The organism is Flavobacterium tagetis, assembly GCF_016735615.1.
Lineage (GTDB): Bacteria > Bacteroidota > Bacteroidia > Flavobacteriales > Flavobacteriaceae > Flavobacterium > Flavobacterium tagetis.
The window spans coordinates 1,275,286-1,295,207 of record NZ_JAERSF010000002.1; the positions used below are offsets into that span (position 1 = coordinate 1,275,286).

The window sequence follows — 19,922 nt, forward strand, 5'->3', positions numbered from 1 at the left end:
TTGCTTTATGCGTATTTGCAGGCAGCTCAATTTACTGGACAAGGCAGTTCTGTTTTCAATTTTGCTGTTACTGCACTAATTGAAAAGCCCAATGCTATGCATTGGGCTTTGATTATTGATTTGATAATTAAATGCTATTTGTATTTGATATTGATGCTGATAATATCAGATGTCATATTTGTGGTTCTGGTGTAATGGCCGTAACGGACCTCCAGAGTGTTCCAGTGTTTAAGGCCGAAAATACCATTTGGCGGGGTGAACTTCATTCCCATTCCGAAAAAACTGCTGTCAAACTTCGACAGATCATAGTTGCTGGTGTAGTATTCGTCCGCGCCAGTATGTTCTGCGTAAGGTTTGAAATATTTGGTGCCGGTCTGGGTATAATATCTGTAAAACGGGCTCAGCGAAAAAGCCTGTGTCAGTTTTACGGGAATTTCCAGATCTGCGGTATGCGCCTTAAGGCTCCAGTCATCGGTATAATATCGATAATATGCCCTTATGATCATGTTATCGCCTAAGAAATAGCTGGCCCTGATTCCCAGGGGAATTTTGAGTCTGGTATCAGGCATTTTTTCCTGGTGCACCGACCCGTCTGCGAAATAAACCCTGTGGAAGGGAAGGCTTAAATACCCGTTCTGGCTGATGAGATCACCCACCAGCATCACCTGAAGGTTTTTGTTTATGATCTGCGAATAGCTCAGGGTTCCCGCAAAGGTATTTCGGCCGGCGCTTCCATATCCATCACTTCCCGGAGTACGCAGTTCAACGGGTTCAATCAGTTTGAGCTGGTCTATAAAGGTCTGGAATTTAGCGGTGAATTCCCCATTTCGGTCTTTTGTCTTCTGGGAAAAGCTGATATTGCCCCCAAATGACTGGTAGTCAAACTCTGTAGAGGATGAAACCCCGATTCCGATTGTTCTGCCTTTCTGTTCATTTTCCCTTAGATAGTTCAGCGAAGGGTAGAAGCGGTTGTCTGAAGAAGAGGCCGATGAATTGGCGCTCAAGTCAATCATATCCGAAGAGGCGGAAGTATAATGGTCAATCCCGGCTTCTATATCAAAGGTATGCCTGATTCCGGTCTGTCCGTATTTTACCAGTTTCACATCGATGGTGTTGGCTATATCGGTCAGGTGCTCGGATCCGATGCCCCCGGTAACGGCAGAATTGTTCCCGTCCTGCTTGTAATAGCTGGAGACAAGGTTCACTTCTTCGAGTTTTAATTTCCTGCTCTTATAGGACGTGGAATCAGAAGCAGTATCCTGCGCCCTTGCCTGAAAGAGCATCAGCAGGGTAAATCCGGTAATGAATTTTCTTTTCATTTTTGATTTTTGATTTTGCTGTTAATTGCAGCCGCATCCGCCGCCGCTTTTTCCTGAATTTGCCCCGGAAGCTCCCTCTCGGTAGGATTGAAAACTAAGTTCTGTCTTCTCGATTTTTCTGTTGGAAAGCACCATTTCAGAATCGTTTATTTTTCCCTTCTGGTATTCCTTTACCGGGGAGCAGGAGCATAGCAGAATGCCTGTTAGAGCAATGCTGCAGAGCAGTTTCAGGCTTTTTTGTTTTGGCTTTCTCATTTCAGGTTAATGTTTTTTGAAGTGTAAATTTTGTTGCCTTCGTCTATGATGATACAATATAGATCCGGTATCTGATCTATTAAAAACAGTCCTGCTTTAATGCCCATAACGGCTATAGGCGTGGCCATGGCATCTGCAAATTCCGCGTTCGGAGCTATGATGGTCACGCTTTTTATCCCGGTTATCGGCAGTCCTGTTTTTGGGTCAATGGTATGGGAGTATTTTTTGCCGTCGATTGTTATATATTTTTCATAATTGCCCGAGGTGGCCACAGCCCTGTCGGATATTTCCATATAAGAGAATGCAGCGTTTGGCCATTCGGGATCGGCCACGCCGATGGTCCATTTTTGCCCGTTTGGCTGCAGTCCCCAGGCGCAGAGGTCACCGCTGGCATTGATAATGCCGCTCTGTACATTGTGTCTTAAAAGCACCTGTTTGGCCATTTCTGCAGCATAGCCTTTTCCAATGCCTCCAAAACCGATCCGCATGCCTTTCTCCCTTAGATATACCGCGGTATTTTCCCTGTCCAGGATAATATTGCGGTAATTGATAAGATGCACCATTTTAAGTGCTGTACGGGCATCGGGGAGCTTAGCCATGGATTTGTCAAAATTCCAAAGGCTTTTGTCAATGCTCCCGTAAGAGATATCAAAAGCGCCCTGGGTAATTGCCGAAATCCCGATGCTTCTTTCAATTAAATTAAAAACTTCCAGATCTACACTCACGGGCCTGATTCCGGCATTGTCATTGATCAGATTGGTCTGGCTGTCCTCTTTATAGGTAGTCAGAAGTTTTTCGATCCGCCGTATTTCGTCAACGGCCAGATTGATGTACCCATTACCCGTCCTTTGATTCTCAGCCACAACGGTAATGGTAAAGCTGTTTCCCATCAGTTTTAGGGACTGGGAATACTTCTGTGTTTTTGGAATGTTATTTTCGGCTCTCACAGATCGCTTTTATTTCGGCAGTCCACTCATCGGGTGTTTTTTCGGGTTTTCCATGCCAGGTTTTGATTACCCTGCCCTCAGCATCCAGAAGCAGCGTTAAGGGAAAGCTGCCTTCCTTGTTGTAGATTTCCGCTAAATCTTCATTTCGTTTAATCTGTTGTGCAGATCCCATATTTTTCTTTTTTCTGGGAAAATCAGCATTGACCAGTACTAAATTTTCATTTGCCATAGCTGTAAAGCCGGGACTTTCAAAATAGTCCCTGCGTGTTGCAATGCAGGGGCCGCACCAGTCCGAGCCCGAGAAGTTCAACAGGATTAATTCATGTTTTTCTTTTGCAGTTTTTTTTGCATTAGCAAAGTCAGGTTCCCAATTTATGGGCAGAACCGTCACCAGCAGCAGTAATGTAATGAGCTTCATTTGCAGTTTTTTTTTTTTTTGGATATATACGAAATAACGAATTGAGCGGTTTCTTATTTTTTCTAATTGCTTAAGATTGGCTTAAATCTTAAATGAAAAAAAATTATGAAGTCTGCACCCCGAATATATAGCCGACCAGCGCCGATGCGGCCATCGCAAAAGTTCCCCAGATGCAGATGCGGAGCACTGCAGTGAAGATTTTTGACCCTCCGGCCCTTGCGGCCAAAAAGCCGGAAAATGCCAGAAACAGGATAGAGCAGCCATACTGGTAGAAGACCATCTGATTTATAGGGGCAAAAATGGCGACAAGAAGAGGAAATAATCCGCCGATGGTAAAGGAAACTGCTGATGCAAAAGCAGCCATAAATGGATTGGCCTGGGTAATTTCATTGATCCCGAGTTCATCCCTTGCATGGGCTTCAAGGGCATTATGAGCCGTCAGCTGCACAGCGACCGCTCTGGCAAGTTCTTCACTGAGCCCCCTTTGGGTGTAGATCGCCGCAAGTTCTTCAAGCTCTTCTTCAGGGGCGGTCTGAAGTGCTGTTTTTTCTCTTTTCAGGTCTGCCTGCTCAATATCTGCCTGCGAGCTGACAGATACATATTCACCCGCCGCCATAGAAAGCGCGCCTGCAGCGAATCCAGATCCTGACTGAAACAGGCGGGAAGCATTCCTTTGCTGAAAAGTGCCGCCCAACAGAATATCAAGCTTGCCTTTTCCGAATTCTTTTTTCCAGTTTAGCTGAGGCTCAATAATCCATGAGCTGCGCTTGCTATTATTGAGGTATAAAGTGGAATTCGCGCTGGTTATTCCAAAAGAAGGATTATAAATTGTGGAAGGGTTTGTACGGCTTTCCACATGTTGTAGATCTGTATAGCCAAAGTTGCTTTTTAAGGTTAGATTTGAAACTATTTCATAAGATAAAACAGTGTTGGCTACAAGATCTTTCGTTGTGGATTTATTTTCTGCCTGCTGATTGGCCAGCGGATTGTTCCATGTTCCGTTTTCCCAATTAAGGTTTCCTGAAGCATCATATAAAGTGGGGGCATTAGGCGCAAGGGTTGTAGATGTCGCGGTTAGATCAAAAGCCGGCTGATTATTATTCTGCACCGTGTATCCCGCAGAAAACACCAAACGAAACTTGTCATCTGCAGACTGATGGTTCAAATTCACATGCGAATTTCCTTTTTTATATAAAAAATCTCCAGGAAACACAGTTGATTGCGAATAATAGCTTCCGCTAACTAGAAACTGCGTGTACTGAGAGCCCCCACTAACATTTCCACGCAGTTCTGTTATGACGGATGTCCCGCCTATAAGCTCCTTTTGCCAGTCAGTATAACGGTTTTGGTCCCATGTGCCGTTAATATCGTAATCTGCAGCAGGATAACTGTCAATACCGTCATTGCGAAAAGCCTGACGTCTCATGTCCAGATATTGCTGCGTGTTCATTAATTTCATAAATCGTGTAACTGATCCGGCACCGGTGGAAGCGCTAAAATCAAATTTAGTTTTCCCCTCTTTCCCTTTCTTGGTTGTTATAAGCACTACGCCATTAGCTCCTCTGGAGCCATAGATTGCAGTTGCATCGGCATCCTTAAGCACTTCAATACTTTCAATTGTATTAGGGTCTATGCTGTTTAAAGGGCTTGTTACCGTGGGAAATACAGTTGAGGTTTGTGCATATCCGATAGCTTCGGAAGCATATGGGACTCCATCGATAATATACAAGGGTGCATTCGCATCAGTGCGGATGCTGTTGCGTCCACGGATCTGGATTTCAAAACCTCCGCCGGGCGTTCCCGTTGTTTGGGTAACATTGACCCCTGCCATACGTCCCTGCATTGTTGCCAGTACATTCGTGACAGGCTGCGTGTCGATATCTTTTGAAGTTATTCGTGCAATGCTTCCTGTACGTTCGCTTTCCTTTACTGAATAGTATCCGGCATTCACACGCACTTCCTGAAGAGTTGTGGTATCGTACTGTAGGGTAATTTTTATTTTAGAACGTCCTGCAATTGGAATTATAGCGCTCTTGAAACCGATAAAGGAAACTACCAGCGTATCGCGAGCAGATGCATCAATAATGTATTGACCGTTGTAGTCTGTGATTGTTGCAGTTTTTGATCTGCCTTTTAAGGAAATGGTTACACCGGGCAGTGGAGAACTGCCATCTGAGACAATGCCTTGAACCTGATGTTGTTGAAAATTGGGGTTGAAATGCCTTTTGGTATTTCCAGCAATTGAGGAGGAGAAAGACAACAGAAAGCCTGTAAAAAATAGGCAATAAAGAGCTTTCCCATCCTTGTAAAATGAAAAATAATTCATAATATTGGAATTGGTTAATTAAATGGATCTTTGATTAGCTAAGGTCCTCTAAGTAAGTTTGGTCGCTGAACTAGAGGGCCATTTTTATGCACTGAGAAAACTCTTAGAAAGGCATAAATGATTTTTTTAATACACAGGCAATATATTTTAAGAGTTTAACATGATACGAAACCTTTAAAATACAAGAAGAAATTGCTAAGAATTATATGAGTTTTTTGCATATAAAAAGGCGCGGAACTCATCTTAAACGCTTTCAAGGTACTGGTATACCCTACGCACGAATAAGTGAGCCCACGCCATAAGACGTGAGCATCTTACTTATCATCTCGAGCGTTTAAAAATTACCAGTTTTTGAAAACGAGATTCAAAGCGAATGCTTCAAATATTTTTATGTGAAGAGTCGCAAATATAATTTATTATGAACAAATATAACAAAATATTTTGTAATTCGGATTTTAATCCGAATTATTTTGTCCTCTTCGAATTTACTTTGTTACTATGAAGAGTACAAACCGTATTATTGTCGACTTTATAAAGAACGAATGGGTTAGCAAAGCTAAATCCCAGAGTTCTTTTGCTGTTGAACATAATCTTGATGAAAAAACGGTTAGGAGTATAAAAAATGATTCTAATTATAACATCAGTTTCATAACGATTAAAAAAATTTGTGAGGCAAGAAACCTAAAACTTTCGGATTTTTTTAAATTAATGGATTTGTAAAATATATAAGATGCTTGTGGCATCTTTTTTTATTTAATGCATTAAAATTAATTTATGCAATTCCAAAATTTCATACTATACTGATTTTTTTTAAAATCTTAAAATTACAGGTTTCAAAATTATGGTTATGGAGTGGTATAGATATTTGGAGCAATTGTAATATGGATTGTTGGGTTTGGATGCAAGGGAAAGTTTTATTATAGGTGAGAACGAGATGAGTTAATGGGAGTTGAGATACAAGAAGGTTAAAAATTGAATTATGCTTTTGTTGTTTATCATTTCTAAGTAATACTTATTTAATTATACTAAATTGTTTATGGCCTTCCTCTCCTTTATTTTGTTTGCTTTTTTGTATTATTGTACATTACATTGTGAATCTATTGATACAATTTTAATAGAAGCTAACAATTGTTTTAAATAAAAAAAAAACATGAATAAACAACAACTTGCTGCCAAAATTTGGGAATCAGCAAACCAGATGCGATCCAAGATTGAGGCAAATGAATATAAAGATTACATTTTAGGCTTTATTTTTTATAAATACTTGTCAGACAAAGAACTACAATATTGTAAAGAGGAAGACTTTACTGAAAATGATATAAAATCACTTTCGGAAATTGATAGTGAAACGGTTGACCATATCAAACAAAATATTGGCTACTTTATTGCTTATGACAATTTATTCTCTACTTGGATAAAGTCAGGCAAAGACTTTGACGTTTCTAATGTAAGGGAAGGACTTTCTGCTTTTAGTCGTTTGATTAGTCCAGCACATAAAAAGTTATTTGATGGGATTTTTGAAACACTAGAAACTGGATTAAGCAAACTCGGAGATAGTGCTGCCAAACAAACTAAGGCTATTAGTGATCTCTTGCATTTAATCAAAGACATTCCTATGGATGGCAATCAAGGATATGATGTATTGGGCTTTATCTACGAATATCTTATTGAAAAATTTGCCGCTAATGCAGGTAAAAAAGCAGGGGAATTCTATACGCCGCACGAGGTTTCTGTTTTATTATCCGAAATTATTTCCAATCATTTAAAGGATCGAAAAGAAATACAAATTTACGATTCTTGTAGTGGTTCAGGATCATTGCTTATCAACATTGGAGCTAGTGTTGCCAAGCACATGCAGAATAAAAACAACATTAAATATTATGCCCAAGAATTAAAAAAGAACACCTATAACTTGACTCGTATGAATTTGATCATGCGAGATATCAATGTCAATAATATTGTTACTCGGAATGGGGATACACTAGAAGACGACTGGCCATATTTTGATGAAAACGATGCAATCCACTCCTACAGTGCGCTATATGTAGATGCTGTGGTATCCAATCCGCCGTATTCGCAAAAATGGGATCCTACCTACAAGGATTCCGACGCTCGTTATGCACGCTTTGGATTAGCACCAAAATCAAAAGCCGATTTCGCTTTCTTACTGCACGATTTATTTCACATAAAACCCGATGGTATTATGACCATAGTATTACCGCACGGCGTTTTGTTCCGTGGTGGTGAAGAAGGATCCATTCGAAAAAAATTGATTGAAGCCAATCATATTGATGCTATTATTGGCTTGCCACCAAGTATTTTCTTTGGTACAGGGATTCCAACAGTAGTTATTGTGCTAAAACAAGTACGACAAAATACTGATATTCTTATTATTGATGCCTCAAAAGGATTCATTAAAGAGGGTAAAAACAATAAGTTAAGAGCCTCAGATATCAAACGTATTGCCGATACAGTCCGTGACAGACAAACGACACCAAAGTTTGCCAAATTAGTAGAACGTGATACCATCAGAGAAAACGAATACAACTTAAATATTCCGAGATATGTAGATTCATCAGCAAATGCCGAAAGTTGGGATATTTACGCTTCTATGTTTGGCGGTATTCCGGTAAACGAAATAGACGAACTTACCGATTATTGGAATGCTTTCCCTAATTTAAGAGAAACCTTGTTTGCTACAACTTCTGAAGTCAATGCCAATTTAAAAGTAGCGGACATCAATAAAGTGATTCACCAACATCCCAGCGTTACCGCTTTTAAAGAAAAATTCAATACGTCCTTCGAGAATTTTGATGCTTTCTTAAAAAAAGAACTTTTAGACAATATGCTCACGGTACATGTTCCTAGACAAGAAGAGATACTAGGAAATAATATGTTTAAAAGATTAGAGCCCATTGCGCTAATAGATCAATACGAAGCCTACCAATTATTAGACGACCAATGGGAAGCCATAAAAGTAGATTTAGAAATCATACAAACCGAAGGTTTTGTGGCCACCAAAATAGTTGACCCAAATATGGTACTCAAAAAGAAAGACGGCAAAGAAATAGAAATACAAGAAGGTTGGAAAGGGCGCGTGATGCCGTTCCCATTGGTACAAGAAACATACTTAAAAGAAGCTTTACAAAATGTACAGCAAAATGAAAACCGACTTGTTGAAATTACAGCCATATACGAGGAACTACTAGAGCAATTAACCGAAGATGATAAAGAAGAAGATACAGTAAACGAAGCCAAAGACGGCTTTGTAAATGCTGAGGTTATAAAACTAGCTAAACAAATAAAAGCCGATAGCAAGAAAAACGCTCCAGTAGAAAAAGACTCTTACGAAGCTACTATATTAAAAGTAGAAACGCTAATTACCGAAGAAAAAGAGCTAAAAAAGGCACTTAAAATAGCCCAAGCGCAATTGCACTTAGAGACTAAAACCACTATAGAAACCCTTACCGAAGCGCAAGTGTATGAATTGCTAGAACTAAAATGGATAAATCCTATAATAGCTTCTTTAAACAATTTAACTAAAACTACAGTAGAAGAACTGACTACCAAAGTACAAGCTTTGGCAGACAAATACAGCACTACCTATGCAGAGGTTGCCCAACAAATAAATGAAGCAGAAAATACTTTAGCACAATTGATTGACGAGTTAGAAGGTAATGATTTTGATATGAAAGGACTAAACGAATTTAAAACCTTGCTAAATGGATAAGAGTAATAAAAATCCAGCAATTCGGTTTAAAGGATTTACGGAGGATTGGAAAAACCAAGAATTGGGCGAGTCCTTAACTGAACGTAAAGAAATGCAAAAAATTTCTGAAAATGCTCCCATTTTAGCATTTGCTTCGGGTCAAGGTGTTATAGATAGAAGCGAAAGGAAATCTAACAATAGAGATCATTTAACTTTAGACCAAGAAAATAAGATTTATAAACTAACCGAATTTAATGATATTGTATATAACCCTTCTAATCTTAAATATGGAGCAATAGATAGAAACAAACATGGAAGAGGGGTAATATCTCCAATTTATGTAACTTTTACAACAGAAGAAGAGCCTTCTTTTATGGAATTAATTGTGAAAAGTGAAAAGTTCAAATTAAAAGCTTTGCAGTATGAAGAAGGTACGGTAGTAAAACGACAATCTGTTAGTCCTGAAAACCTGTTGTCTATTGAAGTGAAACTTTCTAAATCTTTAAATGAACAAAGAAAAATAGGCGTTTTTTTTGAACGTTTGGACGACCTAAGAATATTTCATGAACATAAATATGAAAAGCTTAGAATTATAAAAAAAGTAATGCTTGAAAAAATGTTTCCTAAAAATGGCGCTGATGTGCCAGAAATTAGATTTAAAGGATTTAGTAAAGCATGGAAAGTATCTACGTTTAATGAAGCTTTTGATTGTTCAATCCCTACAAATACATTGTCTCGAGCAAATTTGAGTAATACGAAAGGTGAAATCAAGAATGTGCATTATGGCGATATACTTGTCAAGTATACCGCTATTACAGATGTAACCAATACAAATATTCCTTTCATAGCTGAAGGTAAAATTTCTACTTACACGAATCAATTGTTAAAAAATGGCGATATAGTAATTGCAGATGCAGCTGAAGATATTACAGTAGGAAAAGCAATTGAAATATCAAATATAGGCAAAGAGCTTATAGTTGCTGGGTTACACACCATTGTTTGTAGACCTAAAATAAAAATTAAACCCTTTTATTTGGGGCATTATATTAATTCAAATTCATATCGTCAACCATTAGTTCCATTATTTCAAGGAACTAAGGTGCTTTCAATAAGTAAATCAAACTTAGCAAAAACTTATATTAAATACCCTGATTCAGAGGATGAACAATATAAGATTGGTACATATTTTAATAATCTGGATAAACTAATCAATATTCATCATTGCCAATTAGAAAAAATAAAAAACATCAAAAAAGCTTGTTTTTCTAAAATGTTTGTGGCACAAGATTAAATTATGTGAATGCTTAAAAAATATAAAAAATGACATTTACCACAGAATCTGATTTTGAAGAGGCATTAATACTGGCACTTTCTTCCCAAAAAGGCTGGAACAGTCAGGTAATAAAAAAACCAACCGAAGCCGATTTGCTTAAAAACTGGGCAAACATCCTTTTTGAGAATAATAGAGACATCGATCGTTTAAACAACACTCCTCTTACTGAGGGTGAAATGCAACAAATACTAGAGCAAATTACCACCTTAAGAACACCACTTAAACTCAACGGTTTTATAAACGGAAAAACGGTAGCTATAAAACGCGACAATCCAGCAGATACATTGCATTTTGGTAAAGAAGTAAGTCTAAAAATATACGATCGTCACGAAATTGCAGGCGGACAAAGCCGGTATCAAATTGTACAACAACCCCAATTTAAGAGCAAATCAAAAATACTCAACGACAGGCGTGGCGATGTACTACTTTTAATAAACGGTATGCCCTTAATACATATCGAGTTAAAAAGAAGTGGCGTAGCCGTAAGTCAGGCTTGCCATCAAATAGAAAATTATGCACGTTCGGGCAATTTTACGGGTTTGTTTTCCTTAGTGCAGGTTTTTGTAGCCATGCAGCCAGAAGAAACTGTCTATTTTGCCAATCCAGGTCCTGACGGAAAATTCAATAAAGATTTTTTTTTCCATTGGGCAGATTTCAACAACGAACCCATAAATCAATGGGCAGATATTGCTTCTAAATTACTGTCTATTCCTATGGCGCACCAGCTTATTGGATTTTATACCGTGCCAGATGATACCGATGGTGTTTTAAAAGTAATGCGTAGCTATCAATATTATGCATCCAATGCCATTTCAGACAAAGTAGCCAAAACCGATTGGAAGAGCAAACACGCCCTTGGCGGATATATTTGGCACACAACGGGTTCGGGTAAAACCATGACCAGCTTTAAATCGGCACAATTAATAGCCAACTCTCAAGATGCGGATAAAGTGATTTTCTTGATGGATCGAATTGAGTTGGGTACGCAATCCTTGAAAGAATATCGTGGTTTTTCAGATGAAAACGAAGATGTACAAGCTACCGAAAACACAGGGGTTTTAGTAACCAAATTAAAGAGTTTTGATCCAGCAAATACCTTAATTGTTACTTCCATTCAAAAAATGAGTAATATCAAAAATGAAGAAGAAGGTTTAAATACGGAAGACATTGAGCTATTCAATAAAAAAAGATTGGTGTTTATTGTAGATGAAGCACATCGTTCTACTTTCGGGGATATGCTTATCAATATTAAAAATACCTTTACCTCGGCTATCTTTTTTGGGTTTACGGGAACACCTATTTTAGAAGAAAACCAAAAGAAATTGAATACTACTTCGACCGTTTTTGGCGATGAATTACACCGTTACAGCATTGGCGATGGTATAAGAGATAAAAATGTTTTGGGTTTTGATCCCTACAAAATATTGACTTACAAAGATCGTGATTTACGAAAAGAAGTAGCTTTAGAAAAAGCCAAAACGGTTGATGAAGCTGAAGCACTGGCTGATCCTAAAAAAAGAGAAATCTTTAATAAATTTATGATCGAAGTAAAAATGGCTGGTCATACCGAAACTACAGGGAATTATGTTAAAGGTATAGAAGATTTTATACCAAAATCACAATACGAACGCATACAACACCAAAAAAAAGTAGCGGAAGACATTATAGAAAATTGGTTGGTATTAAGTCAAAACAATAAATTTCATGCCATTTTTGCAACTAGCAGCATCAATGAAGCTATTAGTTATTACCGATTAATAAAGCAATTACGACCAAGGTTAAAAATAACAGCACTTTTTGACCCTAATATCGATAATGTGGGTCATGCTGAATTTAAAGAAGATGGATTGGTAGAAATAATTGAAGATTACAATGCACGATACGAGCGAGACTATACTTTAGCAAGCCATGCAAAGTTTAAAAAAGATATTGCCGCACGTTTGGCGCACAAACAACCCTATCTTAGAGTAGAAAATAATCCTGAAAAACAAATTGATTTATTAATTGTTGTAGATCAAATGCTTACTGGTTTTGACTCTAAATGGATTAATACCCTGTACTTAGATAAAATGCTAAAATACGAGAATATAATCCAGGCATTTTCTCGAACCAATCGCCTTTTTGGACCAGAAAAACCATTTGGAACTATACGCTATTATCGATTTCCACATACCATGGAACGCAATATCAATGATGCCATAAAATTGTATTCAGGAGACAGACCAGTAGATTTGTTTGTAGAAAAATTAGACCGAAATCTAAATTCAATAAATTATGTTTATAATGAAATAGCACAACTTTTCAGTTCGGCAGGAATTCAAAATTTTGAAAGAGTACCGGAGAGTATTCCAGAACGAGGTCGATTTGCGGAACTATTTAAAGAATTGAACCAATTTCTAGAAGCAGCAAAAATACAGGGTTTTAAATGGAGTCAATTACAATATGAATTTGGAAAAGGAAAAGAGAAACGCGAAATCAAAATAGATTTTGACGAAAGCACTTATTTGATTTTAGCACTTCGTTATAAAGAATTGTTTAACGGAGTAGGCGGTGGTATGGGAATTGCTGAAGTACCCTATGAAATTGAGGGGCATTTGACAGAAATAGATACTGATAAAATAGATGCCGATTACATGAACTCTCGTTTTGATAAATACTTAAAAGTATTAAGAAAAGAAGGTGTTGATGCAACAGAATTACAAAATACACTGGATGAGCTGCATAAATCCTTTGCTTCACTTACACAAGAAGAACAGAAATATGCAAACATTTTTATACATGATGTTCAAAGTGGTGCTATAAGTATTGAAAGTGGAAAAACATTCAGGGAATACATCACAGAGTACCGATATAATGCTAAAAATGATCAAATAAAAAAAATAGCTAGCCTATTTGGTCTAGATGAACTAAAGCTTCGAAACTTAATGGATTCTGGTCTAAATGAGATGAATATCAATGAATATGGTCGTTTTGATGAACTAAAAAACACAATTGATAAAACAAGAGCAAAAGCCTACTTTGAAAAAGTGGAAGGTGTAACTATACCCGCATTTCGAGTAAATATAAAAACGCATAATCTGCTTCAAAAATTTATCATAACAGGTGGTTTTGAAATTTAGCATTGTATCACTGCTGAATTACTATGACTGGTGTTAAAAAAATTAATTTATGAGATATAAATAGTTATTAATCCTTCTTAATACCAAAACTCGTCAAACGAAAAGTATTTTTTACAATGTTAGAAAGCAGTAATCACAATTAACAATAAAACTAAAATATATGAATAATCCAGAAAGTGTTAAATTAGAAGTTTTTACTGTCGCTTTGAAACCATTATCTAATAACCAAAACAATACTCTAAAAGATGTATTATTAAATACTCCAGGTATAAATCCAGTAAATGATCTATTTAGCGAATTTGTTCAACTTTTCATTAACCATATCGACTCAGGGTATACCGAATTGCGAAATAAAGCTTTTACATTATCCACAGATATAACGGAGTATGGTTTTGATACAACGAATGAAAATATTTGGGGTGTTGTAAAAGGTGGTTCTAAAGGTTCAGGTAAAACAAAATCACCTATCACAAATAGGGAAGAAGAAGAAGATCTAGAAGGAACTGTTATTAATGATAAATACTTTTTTTACTTACATTTTCCATTGGAGAGTAATTTAGGATATTTGTTTTTTCAGATCTATGGAGGGGCTAGTATTAGGGGAGAATTCATGCAGCATATTACAGATTTATTTAAGATATCAGGTAAATACAATAAAGCAGTCCCACACCCTATACTGCCGAATTGTATCAGAGATGAATTTAAAGGAAACAGTAAAATTATTGAGATGAATTACATTACAAATGTGCTATCTTCATCTTTAACAGAAGAAACAGCTTTTTCGAATTTATGCGATAAATATCATATTGAAATTAGTATAAAACCAACTGGTAGTAATACTATCACTCCTGACAAAGTTCCAGTTTTGAACAGAATATTTTCTAGTTTATCATTAAAAAGTGCTAGATTATCAGATTCAGTAAAGAAAAAGGTAGTTTTACAAAATTTAGCAACAAAAAAAACATCTAAATTTGAATTAGATACTCATGATGTTATGCCACGAATTTATCTAAATGGTAGAGTTAATTTTGACGACAATGGTATTCCTGATTTTTCGGAGTTAAAATCTTTTTGTGACAGTTTATTGCGTGAATTAATCGAAGGTCATTATTCTAAAATTGAAAGACAATGATAAAAAAGATTTGGAATATTTATAGTAACGCTATGCAGAGTGTTTGTAAAAACGAAGATAATACTATTAACAAACTTGAATTGATTTTGGTTTATCTCACAATGTTAGCACTCAGTATTTTTCTTGTTTGTTACAAAAATGAAAAATTTATAGAAGACTCAAAGATTTTAGCAATGCTTTTATCATTGTTTTCAGGATTGATGTATAGTGTTTTGTTGAAGATTCCTGATAAATTATCTAAACTGGAAACTATAAAGCAAAAAGAAAACGAAAATATTTCTGAATTGAAGTCAAGAACAGAAACTAATACATTAAATAATAGAACATTCAATTATCTCAAAAATTTTTCTTTTACATTGTCATATTCGATTATTGTTGCAATTCTTTGTATATTTTTTGTAATTGCAAGTTCTTTTTTTACTTCCTTATTAAATTTCCATTTATCAACTGTTGAGATTAATTTTGATAGTATTGACTATTGGTTAACTTTTAAAGTTGCTGTAGTAGTATTTTATCGTTTTTTGTTTGTTTTTTTTATGTTTCAATTTTTATATTTTATTACTAAATCTGTCATCTATTTAACCGATTTTACTTTATATGAATTTAATAATTTGAAATAAAACCGCTGTCCTAGCTGTTCGCTTATAACTCTAGGCACTTTATATAAATGTCAATAAAGTAATTTTATATTTGGCTCGATTTTCGTTTGTACTTAATCCAAAATAAGCACATTACAATATTTCTTCTGAAAATTAAACATCTGGACTGCCGATTGACTTAAACTTGTAAATTCTTTTTGATATCTTCTATTATAAATAATTCAAGATGAATAAGGAAATAGACTTCCACAGAGTGACAATTAGGCCTTTCATGTAGATTAAAGTATTTCTATATTTAAATTACATTTTTATGAATTTTAAAAAGTGTGATCATGGAAAAAGATATCGACTATACTAATTCAAAGTTGACACCAGAAAAAGCTTTACAAATGCTTAGATCTGAGGGGTTAGACGTTACTATTGAACAGGCAGAGCAAATCTTGCATTTCTTGAGAATAATCGCTAATATCGCCGTGTTGAAATATTTAAATAAAACAAAATGAGCAGGATAGCAGACCTTTATATTCGTGTAAGTACGGACGAGCAGGCAGAAAAAGGCTTCTCACAGCGCAGTCAGGAGGAAATGCTGAGGAAATATTGCAGTATAAATTATATACAGATACGCAATGTAATATATGAAGATCATTCGGCCAAGACCTTTAACAGGCCTCAATGGAAAAAATTTCTGGCTGATGTGAAGAAACATAAAAATAAAATTAATCTGGTTCTTTTTATGAAGTGGGACAGGTTCAGCCGTAATGCGGGTGATGCTTACCAAATGATCAATGTTTTAAGAAAATTGGGAGTAGAGCCTCAGGCTATAGAGCAGCCCCTTGACCTAAGCGTTCCGGAAAATAAAATGATGCTTGCATTTTATCTGGCTGCACCGGAAGTAGAAAATGACCGCCGGGCTTTAAATACTTTTCAAGGTCTTAGGCGCGGGAAGAAGGAGGGAAGGCATATGGGAATGGCGCCATATGGATATGCAAATAAGGTTACTGAGGATGGAAAGAAATATATTGCTATTGTACCGGAAAAAGCGGCAAAACTTATTTGGATATTCGAACAGGTTGCAAGAAACGTCTTTAGTACCGAATCTATTTATCAGATGGCCAAAGATAAAGGGCTTGTCTTATCTAAGAGCAATTTATGGGTAATTCTGAGAAATCCGCTTTACTGCGGAAAAATAGTTGTTCCCAAATACAAGGATGAAGAAGAAAAATGGGTCAGCGGACAACATGAGGCGATTATCAGCGAGGGATTGTTTTATAGCGTACAGGATGTCCTTGATAGTAAAGCGCGGACATACAGGCCGAAAATTAAGACTATTGAGAATTTTCCCTTGCGAGGTTTTTTTCTTTGCCCAAAGTGCGGTCAGAAGTTAACGGGAAGCAAATGCAAAGGAAGGAGTAAATATTATTACTATTATCACTGTGATAAAGATTGCAGGTGGAGGATTAACTCAGAGGTAGTCAATAAGATATTCAAAGAACATTTGAATAAATTAAAACCATTGGCAGAAGTAAAGAAATTATACACTGCAGTTCTGCTTGAAGCTTACAGAGAGCATACAGGTATGATCGCCAATGAAAAGAAGAAATCGCTTGAACAGATTACAGTTTATGAAAAGAAATTATCAGTTGCCAGAAATTTGCTGGTTACAGAGAAAATAGATCCTGAGGATTATAATCTCATGAAAGCGGAGTACAATGCAATTATCAGTAAGCTGGAAAAAGAGATCGGGAATATAGAGGATGACAGAACTAATATAGAGCAGTTAACGAACTCAGGACTGGAAAACCTTATAAAACTCGGCGAGACCTTTCAGAATGGCACTTTAGCTGACTCCAGGGAGATGATTGGTTTAATTTTTCCCGAAAATTTCACATTTCAAGAAAAGAAAATCCGCACCGCCCGGATCAATGAAATGGTTAAATGCATCTATTTGGTTAACAATAGGTTACGGGCAAAAAAAAACGGGACAAAAGATGATATTTTTCTTTTGTCCCGAGTAGTGACCTCGACAGGATTCAAACCTGTAACCTTCTGAGCCGTAATCAGATGCGCTATTCAGTTGCGCCACGAGGCCTTTTTGTTATCAATTAGCTATTTTTTTGTAGCTTTGTTGATTGCTTATTGCGGGTGCAAAGATAGACATAAAAGTGACATATACAAGCAAAAAATAACAGAAAATTTAAAAAAAATGAAGATAGAAAATTATATACGTGATATTCAAGGGTTTCCAAAAGAAGGAATTTTATTTAAAGATATCACACCTTTGCTAATTGACCCTGAAGCACGAACAAATTGCTTGAGAATTTTGGTAAACTCTTTAGAAAACCAAAAAATAGACAAGGTTGTTGGTGCCGAATCTCGCGGTTTTTTCTTCGGAATGTTATTGGCTCAGGAATTAAACGCCGGATTTGTTCCAGTAAGAAAACCAAAAAAGCTTCCATTTGATACAATTTCGGCTTCTTATGAGCTAGAATATGGTTCTGATAGTTTAGAAATGCATACCGATGCCATTAAAAAAGGAGATCGTGTTTTAATTCATGATGATGTGCTAGCAACTGGCGGAACTGCAAAAGCAGTCTGTGAATTGGTTGAGAAACTTGGCGGTGAAATTGTGCAGTGTAATTTCTTAATGGAATTGACTTTCCTTAACGGAAGAGAAAAAATTGCGGCATATCCTGTTTTCGCAGCATTAACTTATTGATTTAAACAAAAACAATTTTATGCTTAATAGCATAAAGTACAAGTCCGATTCGGGTTTTTATTTCCAGTTTGTCAAAAAGAGATTCTCTATAGCCGTCTATAGTTTTAGGGCTTAAGCACATTTCTGATGCAATTTCTTTATAAGTCATTTCTGTGCAGGCATGTTTAATAAAGACAATCTCTTTTTCTTTTAAACTAATTTTCTTGTTATCGTTATTAACTTTATTGATCAGCATTCCTGAAACAAGTTCAGTAAAATAAAAACCCTTTTCGACAACGCATTCTATTGCATCTTTAAAAATCTCAGGCGAAGTATCTTTTAGTAAATAGCCTTTTGCGCCATTTGTGATCATTTTAATGATAATTTCTTCATCATCATTTACAGACAAAGCAATTACTTTAAGATCGGGTCTGTTGTCTTTGAGCCATTTCATTGTGCTTAATCCGTCAAGGACCGGCATATTAACATCAAGCAAAATGAGATCAATATCAGTAGGGTTATTTTCTTCCAGATAATCTATAAAGACTTTTCCGTTTTCAAAACGTTCTATAACATCATATTCGCCAAAACTTTTAATCAAGAGTTCAAGAGACTGAGAAAAAAGCAAATGGTCATCTACAATTATTAATTTTCTTTTAAAGTTAGTTTTCATGGTCTTGGGTTAAAGGATATTCTATAGTTACACTCGTTCCAGTATTGTCTGAATGTAGAGTTAGTTTTGCACCGATAAGTTTGGCTCGCAATTTCATGTTATTCAATCCGATTCCTGAATTCGACTTTTTAAGGTCATAGCCAATTCCGAAATCTTTTAAATTTAATGTAAAAAGAGAATCGGTAGTTTCGATATAGACATCAAATAAGTCGCTTCTAGAATGTTTTAAGCTGTTATGAAGCGCCTCTTGAAAAATTCTATAGATAATCAGTTCATGTTCTTCATTTATTATTGGAACGGGTCCAATTTGCTTAAAATTGAATTTGATTTTTTTAAGTTTTTTGATTCTTTCTAGATCCTGCTGAATTGCTTCAAGAAAGTTATTTTGAAGCAGATTGTCTTTGTTTATAATGCGCGATAGAATGCGTAGTTCGTCTAAAGATTTAGCAAGAACAGCTTTTAGATCTTTAAGTTCGTTTATTTGGACATTTTTACTGCTAATGCAGATATTAAGTTGCATAATGGCAACCGAAATAATCTGTCCAATATTGTCATGTAATTCTTTACTAATTTCAGATAAAGTCTGGTCTTTTATTTCGATTCTCGTTTTGACTAATTCAGATTGGAAGTACAAGTCTGCTTCCATTTTTTCGACTAAAAATTTGTTCCTTTTCTTTAAAAAATAGAAGAAAATAACGAGGACAATAACTATTAAGGTAAAGAAAACAATACCTAAGGAAATAACTAATAGTTGTATTTCTTTTCGCTCCATATAAATCCAATTATAAAACAGCTATGCGCCAGAAAATTTAAAATGAACACGACTAAACTAAAAATAGAATCGTCTTGTTTGATTAGAAACCAATTGATAGCCAGCATGAAAGGTGTAAATGGAACATGAAAGGCAAGTATCCCGAGTATATACCAGAAAAAGACCGATTTTTTGAAATTCAGTATTTTTTCCGAATTGAAAATTTCAATGAGATATAGACAGGATAATATTAAAATAAGTAACACACCAATTGCAAAACTATATGTAAATGAACGGTTTATGTCTTCTTTGAAATACAAAATGTTTAAAAAAAAGGAAACGATAAACAAAATCAGAAAAAGGATAGCCGAAATTCTGTGATCTTTTTTTGTAAGTAGGGCTTTTAGAAGTAAAATATAGGCAGAGAGGCTGGTAAACATGTAAAAATTGTAGACGTGAAAATTGAGCAAACCAGTCCATTTGGTAAAATAATAGCCTACAATTTCAACTACAATAGAAAACCAGATTAAAATTACTAAAAATTTAGCTTTATTACCAGGAAGTTTTGGCAGTACGAACAAACCAACAGTTCCTGACAATAAAGCCATATAAATGATATAAGATCTTAAGAATTCGAACATAATTT

General features: G+C 35.8%; 17 protein-coding genes and 1 tRNA gene. 9 read left to right on the forward strand and 9 right to left on the reverse strand.

What is annotated here, in order from left to right; all coding sequences use genetic code 11:
• Window positions 1–134 precede the first annotated feature (134 nt).
• The 5 genes from JI750_RS12940 to JI750_RS12960 form a co-directional block, all read right to left on the reverse strand.
• Entirely contained in the window at window positions 135–1,319 is a 1,185-nt protein-coding gene (locus JI750_RS12940; RefSeq protein ID WP_202002435.1) for a DUF3570 domain-containing protein, read from the reverse strand.
• Between the two features lie 21 nt (window positions 1,320–1,340).
• Window positions 1,341–1,574, reverse strand: a complete 234-nt coding sequence (locus tag JI750_RS12945) for a DUF4266 domain-containing protein (protein WP_202002438.1) — start codon at window positions 1,572–1,574, stop codon at window positions 1,341–1,343.
• Complete coding sequence (locus JI750_RS12950; protein ID WP_202002441.1) at window positions 1,571–2,464, reverse strand: FAD:protein FMN transferase; 894 nt, start codon at window positions 2,462–2,464, stop codon at window positions 1,571–1,573. The genes JI750_RS12945 and JI750_RS12950 overlap by 4 nt, the downstream gene beginning before the upstream one ends.
• 40 nt (window positions 2,465–2,504) lie before the next feature.
• Window positions 2,505–2,939, reverse strand: a complete 435-nt coding sequence (locus tag JI750_RS12955) for a thioredoxin family protein (protein ID WP_202002444.1) — start codon at window positions 2,937–2,939, stop codon at window positions 2,505–2,507.
• A 103-nt stretch (window positions 2,940–3,042) separates the two neighbouring features.
• Window positions 3,043–5,265: a SusC/RagA family TonB-linked outer membrane protein gene (locus JI750_RS12960; protein ID WP_202002448.1), complete on the reverse strand. Its 2,223-nt coding sequence runs from the start codon at window positions 5,263–5,265 to the stop codon at window positions 3,043–3,045.
• 498 nt (window positions 5,266–5,763) lie between these two features.
• Here JI750_RS12960 and JI750_RS22210 point away from each other — a divergent pair, with 498 nt between their 5' ends.
• From JI750_RS22210 to JI750_RS12995, 8 genes are all read left to right on the forward strand, one after another.
• Complete coding sequence (locus JI750_RS22210; protein ID WP_369410017.1) at window positions 5,764–5,985, forward strand: helix-turn-helix domain-containing protein; 222 nt, start codon at window positions 5,764–5,766, stop codon at window positions 5,983–5,985.
• A gap of 430 nt (window positions 5,986–6,415) precedes the next feature.
• Complete coding sequence (locus tag JI750_RS12965; protein WP_255566622.1) at window positions 6,416–8,995, forward strand: type I restriction-modification system subunit M; 2,580 nt, start codon at window positions 6,416–6,418, stop codon at window positions 8,993–8,995.
• A complete protein-coding gene (locus tag JI750_RS12970) occupies window positions 8,988–10,265 on the forward strand; it encodes a restriction endonuclease subunit S (protein WP_202002454.1) in 1,278 nt (425 codons plus the stop codon). The genes JI750_RS12965 and JI750_RS12970 overlap by 8 nt, the downstream gene beginning before the upstream one ends.
• A gap of 29 nt (window positions 10,266–10,294) precedes the next feature.
• Complete coding sequence (locus JI750_RS12975) at window positions 10,295–13,426, forward strand: type I restriction endonuclease subunit R (protein ID WP_202002458.1); 3,132 nt, start codon at window positions 10,295–10,297, stop codon at window positions 13,424–13,426.
• Window positions 13,427–13,586: 160 nt separating this feature from the next.
• Window positions 13,587–14,558 carry a hypothetical protein gene (locus JI750_RS12980; protein ID WP_202002460.1) on the forward strand — a complete coding sequence of 324 codons (972 nt, stop codon included), beginning with the start codon at window positions 13,587–13,589 and terminating at the stop codon, window positions 14,556–14,558.
• The gene (locus JI750_RS12985) at window positions 14,555–15,178 is read left to right on the forward strand and encodes a hypothetical protein (RefSeq protein ID WP_202002463.1); all 624 of its coding nucleotides are present in this window, start codon (window positions 14,555–14,557) and stop codon (window positions 15,176–15,178) included. The genes JI750_RS12980 and JI750_RS12985 overlap by 4 nt, the downstream gene beginning before the upstream one ends.
• A gap of 311 nt (window positions 15,179–15,489) precedes the next feature.
• Window positions 15,490–15,660, forward strand: a complete 171-nt coding sequence (locus JI750_RS12990) for a hypothetical protein (RefSeq protein ID WP_202002466.1) — start codon at window positions 15,490–15,492, stop codon at window positions 15,658–15,660.
• Window positions 15,657–17,207: a recombinase family protein gene (locus JI750_RS12995; RefSeq protein ID WP_202002468.1), complete on the forward strand. Its 1,551-nt coding sequence runs from the start codon at window positions 15,657–15,659 to the stop codon at window positions 17,205–17,207. Before JI750_RS12990 ends, JI750_RS12995 begins: the two co-directional genes overlap by 4 nt.
• Here the strand turns inward: JI750_RS12995 and JI750_RS13000 are convergent.
• Window positions 17,173–17,246: transfer RNA gene (locus JI750_RS13000), tRNA-Arg, on the reverse strand. The genes JI750_RS12995 and JI750_RS13000 overlap by 35 nt on opposite strands.
• A gap of 114 nt (window positions 17,247–17,360) precedes the next feature.
• Between JI750_RS13000 and JI750_RS13005 the strand changes: the two genes are divergently transcribed.
• On the forward strand, window positions 17,361–17,873 hold the full coding sequence (locus JI750_RS13005) for an adenine phosphoribosyltransferase (protein ID WP_202002470.1): 513 nt from the start codon (window positions 17,361–17,363) through the stop codon (window positions 17,871–17,873).
• 1 nt (window position 17,874) lies between these two features.
• Here JI750_RS13005 and JI750_RS13010 read toward each other — a convergent pair whose 3' ends face one another.
• From JI750_RS13010 to JI750_RS13020, 3 genes are all read right to left on the reverse strand, one after another.
• A complete protein-coding gene (locus JI750_RS13010) occupies window positions 17,875–18,525 on the reverse strand; it encodes a response regulator transcription factor (RefSeq protein WP_202002472.1) in 651 nt (216 codons plus the stop codon).
• Window positions 18,515–19,171: a sensor histidine kinase gene (locus JI750_RS13015; protein ID WP_236673043.1), complete on the reverse strand. Its 657-nt coding sequence runs from the start codon at window positions 19,169–19,171 to the stop codon at window positions 18,515–18,517. Before JI750_RS13015 ends, JI750_RS13010 begins: the two co-directional genes overlap by 11 nt.
• 98 nt (window positions 19,172–19,269) lie before the next feature.
• Window positions 19,270–19,917, reverse strand: a complete 648-nt coding sequence (locus tag JI750_RS13020; protein WP_202002476.1) for a hypothetical protein — start codon at window positions 19,915–19,917, stop codon at window positions 19,270–19,272.
• Window positions 19,918–19,922 lie beyond the last annotated feature (5 nt).

Bases quoted from the DNA above. Each gene is read 5' to 3' on its own strand.
- JI750_RS12940 (WP_202002435.1), bottom strand. From the start codon at position 1,319: ATGAAAAGAAAATTCATTACCGGATTTACCCTGCTGATGCTCTTTCAG.
- JI750_RS12945 (WP_202002438.1), bottom strand. From the start codon at position 1,574: ATGAGAAAGCCAAAACAAAAAAGCCTGAAACTGCTCTGCAGCATTGCT.
- JI750_RS12950 (WP_202002441.1), bottom strand. From the start codon at position 2,464: ATGGGAAACAGCTTTACCATTACCGTTGTGGCTGAGAATCAAAGGACG.
- JI750_RS12955 (WP_202002444.1), bottom strand. From the start codon at position 2,939: ATGAAGCTCATTACATTACTGCTGCTGGTGACGGTTCTGCCCATAAAT.
- JI750_RS12960 (WP_202002448.1), bottom strand. From the start codon at position 5,265: ATGAATTATTTTTCATTTTACAAGGATGGGAAAGCTCTTTATTGCCTA.
- JI750_RS22210 (WP_369410017.1), top strand. From the start codon at position 5,764: ATGAAGAGTACAAACCGTATTATTGTCGACTTTATAAAGAACGAATGG.
- JI750_RS12965 (WP_255566622.1), top strand. From the start codon at position 6,416: ATGAATAAACAACAACTTGCTGCCAAAATTTGGGAATCAGCAAACCAG.
- JI750_RS12970 (WP_202002454.1), top strand. From the start codon at position 8,988: ATGGATAAGAGTAATAAAAATCCAGCAATTCGGTTTAAAGGATTTACG.
- JI750_RS12975 (WP_202002458.1), top strand. From the start codon at position 10,295: ATGACATTTACCACAGAATCTGATTTTGAAGAGGCATTAATACTGGCA.
- JI750_RS12980 (WP_202002460.1), top strand. From the start codon at position 13,587: ATGAATAATCCAGAAAGTGTTAAATTAGAAGTTTTTACTGTCGCTTTG.
- JI750_RS12985 (WP_202002463.1), top strand. From the start codon at position 14,555: ATGATAAAAAAGATTTGGAATATTTATAGTAACGCTATGCAGAGTGTT.
- JI750_RS12990 (WP_202002466.1), top strand. From the start codon at position 15,490: ATGGAAAAAGATATCGACTATACTAATTCAAAGTTGACACCAGAAAAA.
- JI750_RS12995 (WP_202002468.1), top strand. From the start codon at position 15,657: ATGAGCAGGATAGCAGACCTTTATATTCGTGTAAGTACGGACGAGCAG.
- JI750_RS13005 (WP_202002470.1), top strand. From the start codon at position 17,361: ATGAAGATAGAAAATTATATACGTGATATTCAAGGGTTTCCAAAAGAA.
- JI750_RS13010 (WP_202002472.1), bottom strand. From the start codon at position 18,525: ATGAAAACTAACTTTAAAAGAAAATTAATAATTGTAGATGACCATTTG.
- JI750_RS13015 (WP_236673043.1), bottom strand. From the start codon at position 19,171: ATGGAAGCAGACTTGTACTTCCAATCTGAATTAGTCAAAACGAGAATC.
- JI750_RS13020 (WP_202002476.1), bottom strand. From the start codon at position 19,917: ATGTTCGAATTCTTAAGATCTTATATCATTTATATGGCTTTATTGTCA.